The organism is Oryzihumus sp., assembly GCF_036391795.1.
Lineage (GTDB): Bacteria > Actinomycetota > Actinomycetes > Actinomycetales > Dermatophilaceae > Oryzihumus.
The window spans coordinates 1-4,277 of record NZ_DASVZH010000001.1; the positions used below are offsets into that span (position 1 = coordinate 1).

Below are 4,277 nucleotides of genomic sequence, written 5' to 3' on the forward strand. Positions count from 1 at the left end.
CGGCGGTGCGCAGCCAGTCGACCTCGTGCGGGATGGTGCGGTGGTCGGTCTCGAAGCCCAGCCGCGGCCGCCACGCCTCGACGCGCAACGCCTCCGCGGCCCACACGCCCGCCAGCGGCCGGTCGGCGACCGCTGCCTCGAGCGACTCCCGCGGCACGATGAGCTCGCGCCACGCGCGGTCCGCGCCCGGGTGCCGCTCGACCGCGCTGTATGCCGTGCTGTCACCGACGAGGTCCGGCCACGGGTCGCACCAGGCCAGCGGCTCCCCCTCCACGGACTCGGCGCGCACGGGCTCGCCGAGCACGGCATACCGGGTGGAGACGTCGGCGACCTCGACCCGCAGCATGAAGCGCATCGAGTCCAGCCACCCGGCGACCGCCGCGGAGGTGCCCGGCTCGACGGTGATCCAGGTGGTCTCGCCGTCGTCGACCAGGTGCAGGTCGTGCTCGATGTGGCCCTTGGGGCTGAGGATCAGCGACTCGGCCGAGACCCGCGGGGACAGGCCCACCAACGACTGCGTGGTCAGGGAGTGCAGCCACGACAGCCGGTCGGGGCCGGTGACGGTGACCACGCCGCGGTGGGACAGGTCCACGACGGCCAGGCCCTCGCGCAGCAGCCGCTGCTCGCGCAGGGGATCACCGTAGTGGGCTGCGACCCCCGCGTCGGGCCCGTCGGCCTCGACGGCTCCGGGCCGGCCCAGCAGGGGGCTGGCGGTCACTGCTGACGTTGCTTCGAGCACTGCTCACACCATCCGTGGATCGCCATGTGTTTGATGTCTGCGACAAAGCCGTGGGCGGCCAGAAGATTCCCGGCGAACTCGGTCGCGTGCGCCACGTCGCTCTCGATCGTGGCGCCGCAGCCCATGCAGACCAGGTGCAGGTGGTCGGCGTGGTCGGCCAGGTGCCAGGTCGGCGAGCGGTGGTCGAGGTGGGTGTGGGAGACCACGCCGAGCTCCTCGAGGACCTCCAGGCTGCGGTAGACGGTCGAGGGCGCCAGGGGCGCTCCCCCGTCCTCGCCGACCGCCTCGACAATGGCGTCGGGCGTGGCGTGCCCGAGGCGGCGCACCGCCTCGAGGATGCGCTCGCGCTGCGGGGTCATGCGCATGCCCTTGGCGCGCAGCGACGAACCGAGATCGACCATGGCTCCGAGCCTACCCGCGCGCCGCAGCAGCCGACTGTGCGCAGACCTCAGCCGGCGAGGGTCCAGGTCTTGAGGCCGTCGTCTGAGTGCAGGGTGTGGTCGCCGACGAGCAGCCACCCGCTGGTGCCGGCCGTGGAGAGCGCGACCTGCCCGGGCTGGACGCCGGACAGGTCGACCTTCGCGCAGCCGACGACGGCGGTCGGCCGGGAGGCGCGCACCACCGCGATGCCCTCGCAGCCCTGGTCGGCGCCGCCCCGAGCCACCCAGGTGTCGGTGCCGCCGTCGGAGGCGGCGGCGAGCGCCCCGGTGGCCGAGCCGGAGGCCGACCACGACGCCCCGGAGTCGCTGGTGGAGCGCACCTGGCCGTCGGCGCAGAGCACCGTCGCCCTCGCGCTGGAGGAGGGCAGCAGGTCCACGACCTGGGCGCCGCCCTGGCAGGGTCGGACCGCGACCCCGCGCGGGGTGTGCACGACCCTGGGCGCCGCGGCGTCGCGGTACCAGGAGCTGCCGACCCCGCCGCCGAAGGTCCACGACGTGCCGCCGTTGGCGGTCCGGCGCATCGTCGCGGCGCAGGACCCGTCGGCCCCGATGACGAACGCAGACCGGGCGCTGGTGGCACGCAGGCGGGTGATCGCCTTGACCGGCACCGGGTGGGCGGTCCACGTGCGGCCGGCGTCGGAGCTGGCCAGGACCGAGGCGCCTCCGGAGGTGCACGACCCGACGGTGACCCGCCAGGCGTGGGTCGCGTCGACCGCGACGAGGAGCTGGCTCAGGGGTGCAGCGGTCAGGGTCACCGCGGCCGGCTCGCCCGTGGCCGACGTCGTGGGCGTGGCCGTCGCGGTGACCGCACCGGCGGCAGCGTCGGAGGACTGTGTCTGCCCGGCGGTCGTGGGCGAGTAGGTGAAGGTCGAGGTGGGCGCGCTGTCCACCGGGGTGAAGGCGGTGACCGGCGTCTCCCCCGCCTGCGCCGGGGCCGCGCCCTGGGCCTGCATCGCCAGGGTCACCAGGGCGCCGGTGCCGACGGCCAGGGCGGCCAGGCCTACGCCGGAGACCACGCGCCGGAGCACCCGTCTGTCGGCCACCTCAGGGCACCAGGGCCCGCGCCACCGTGGGAAGGACCCCCATCACCTGTTGTGCCATCGCCTCGAACCTCGTCTCGTCCCCTCTGAACGGGTCGACGATATCCACCTGCGAGGCCTCGAGTGGCGGGTTCAGCCCACGGCGCGCCGCGACGGCCCGCACCAGGGCCCGTATGCGCGGCCGCGCACCCTCCGCGCCCGACTCGCCGAAGGCCGCCACGTCCTCGGGCGTCACCCCGCTGACGAGGTCGGCGAAGTCGCCCAGGGTGAAGGCGTAGGACAGCGCTCTGGGGTGCAGCGAGGCGACTTCACCGCGGTGGCGGCGGGTGGCGGTGAGCACCAGGTCGGCGGAGTCGACGATGCCCGGCACGAGCTGGCGGGCGGCGAACCCGGCCGGCGACCCGGCATACCGCTCGGTCTGGGCCGCGGCGAGCGGCTCCATCGGCCGGCCGACCAGCGCGCCGGTGCCGGCGCTGGAGACGACGACGCCCGCATCGGTCGGCAGCAGCGCGGCCAGCACCCGCTCGATGAACGGCGAGCGGCACACGTTGCCGGTGCACACGATGAGGACGTGCGCCGGCTCCCCCTGGAGGCTCACGGGCTACTCGACGCGCTTGAGCTGGGCCGAGGCGTGGCTCTGCAGGGGCTCCCCCATCGCGGCCATGTCCATGGCCCACATGAGCTGGGACTCGACCAGGCCGTAGAGGCGGTGGCCGGCGTTGTACTCCTTGGCCAGGGGGCTGCGGATGACGCCGTCGGTGCGGACCTCGATCTTCGCCGGCTCGACGGTGCCGTGGTACATCTCCACGATCCCGGTCGGGTGGGTCAGCAGCAGCTCGACCTCGCCCTCACCGGCGGGGCGCCAGAAGCCGAGCTCGGTGGCCAGGGGGCGCACCTGCTCGCCGGCGTCGTTGAGCAGCCAGGTGCGCGACTGCCACTCCAGGAACGGGCGGCCGTCGTTGCTGACGATGATCTCCTGGCCGAAGTTGACCGACTCGATGGTGGGGTAGCCGACGACGCCGGCGCCCTCCCAGCGACCGATCATCCAGGCCAGGGGCAGCAGCTCCGGCGGGAGGTCGCTGCGGATCTCGAAGGGCATCAGCGCGGGCTGCGGAGGAGCTTGTAGACCACGTAGCCGGAGAACCACGTGATGACGAGCGCGCTGGCGATCAACAGGCTGAGGTAGAAGGCTTCCACGGGGGAGATCGTAACCTTTGGCGCATGTCGCCCCACTCGCGCACGCTCGTCGTCAAGCTCACCGCCGGGGTCGAGGACGCCGAGCGCGTCTCCCAGGCGTTCACCGTGGCCGCCACCGCGCTGGCCTCGGGGGTGCCGGTCAGCCTGTGGCTGACCGGGGAGGGCAGCTGGCTGGCGGTGCCCGGGCGGGCCGAGTCCTTCGACCTGCCGTTTGCCGCGTCGCTGGCCGAGCTGCGCGACGCCCTCCTCGCGGAGGGCCGGGTGACGGTGTGCACGCAGTGCGCGGCGCGCCGGTCGCTGGAGGAGGCGGACCTCGTGCCCGGAGCGGTGATCCGCGGGGCGGCGGCGTTCGTCGAGGAGGTCATGGCCGAGGGCGCGCAAGCCCTCGTCTACTGACCCCGCACGGAAGGCCCCGTGCACGACGACGGCCCCGGCTCGTGAGGAGCCGGGGCCGTCGCGGTGCGAGTCAGGTCAGTGCAGCCAGGGCACCTTGGGCAGGGTCACCGTCGTGTGGGACCGCGTCGAGTGCGTGTCCGCCCGAAGGCCGGGCAGCGTCTGACCGAGGGAGGCGCCCACGACCTTGATGTAGTTGTTCAACGCGGCGTCAAGAGCCGCGTTCTGGGGCAGCCGGCCCGCCTGGGCTTCGAGCGCGGCGATGCGTGCGGGGGCGCCGGCACTCAGCGGGTCGGTCGCAAACGACTGCCGGGCGTACGGCCCGGCGGCAATCAGGGCGTCGCGGAGCGCCGAGAGCAGCGCCGCGCGCGCGGTGGACTCCTTCGCGGCGTCGACCGGCTCGTGAGCCGCGGCCATCCCCGCCAAGGCCTGGTCAAGGCCGGCGGTGAAGGCAGCGACCACCCGGTC

7 protein-coding genes are annotated in these 4,277 nt (G+C 74.1%); 1 reads left to right on the forward strand and 6 read right to left on the reverse strand.

The features are described from left to right. The 5 genes from VF825_RS00005 to VF825_RS00025 form a co-directional block, all read right to left on the reverse strand. Positions 1-718: folate-binding protein (locus tag VF825_RS00005; RefSeq protein ID WP_331108787.1), on the reverse strand; the 718-nt coding region annotated here is incomplete at its 3' end. Then, entirely contained in the window at positions 715-1,140 is a 426-nt protein-coding gene (locus VF825_RS00010; protein ID WP_331108789.1) for a Fur family transcriptional regulator, read from the reverse strand. The genes VF825_RS00010 and VF825_RS00005, both read right to left, overlap by 4 nt. A 47-nt stretch (positions 1,141-1,187) precedes the next feature. Continuing rightward, positions 1,188-2,222 (reverse strand): hypothetical protein, encoded by a 1,035-nt coding sequence (locus VF825_RS00015; protein ID WP_331108791.1) that lies wholly within the window; start codon positions 2,220-2,222, stop codon positions 1,188-1,190. Between the two features lies 1 nt (position 2,223). After that, positions 2,224-2,817: a low molecular weight phosphatase family protein gene (locus tag VF825_RS00020; protein ID WP_331108793.1), complete on the reverse strand. Its 594-nt coding sequence runs from the start codon at positions 2,815-2,817 to the stop codon at positions 2,224-2,226. 3 nt (positions 2,818-2,820) lie between these two features. Next, positions 2,821-3,318, reverse strand: a complete 498-nt coding sequence (locus VF825_RS00025; RefSeq protein WP_331108795.1) for an FABP family protein — start codon at positions 3,316-3,318, stop codon at positions 2,821-2,823. Between the two features lie 122 nt (positions 3,319-3,440). Between VF825_RS00025 and VF825_RS00030 the strand changes: the two genes are divergently transcribed. Further along, the gene (locus VF825_RS00030; protein WP_331108797.1) at positions 3,441-3,812 is read left to right on the forward strand and encodes a DsrE family protein; all 372 of its coding nucleotides are present in this window, start codon (positions 3,441-3,443) and stop codon (positions 3,810-3,812) included. A 75-nt stretch (positions 3,813-3,887) separates the two neighbouring features. On the opposite strand, the gene VF825_RS00035 is transcribed toward VF825_RS00030, so the two are convergent. Beyond that, positions 3,888-4,277: hypothetical protein (locus tag VF825_RS00035; protein WP_331108799.1), on the reverse strand; the 390-nt coding region annotated here is incomplete at its 5' end.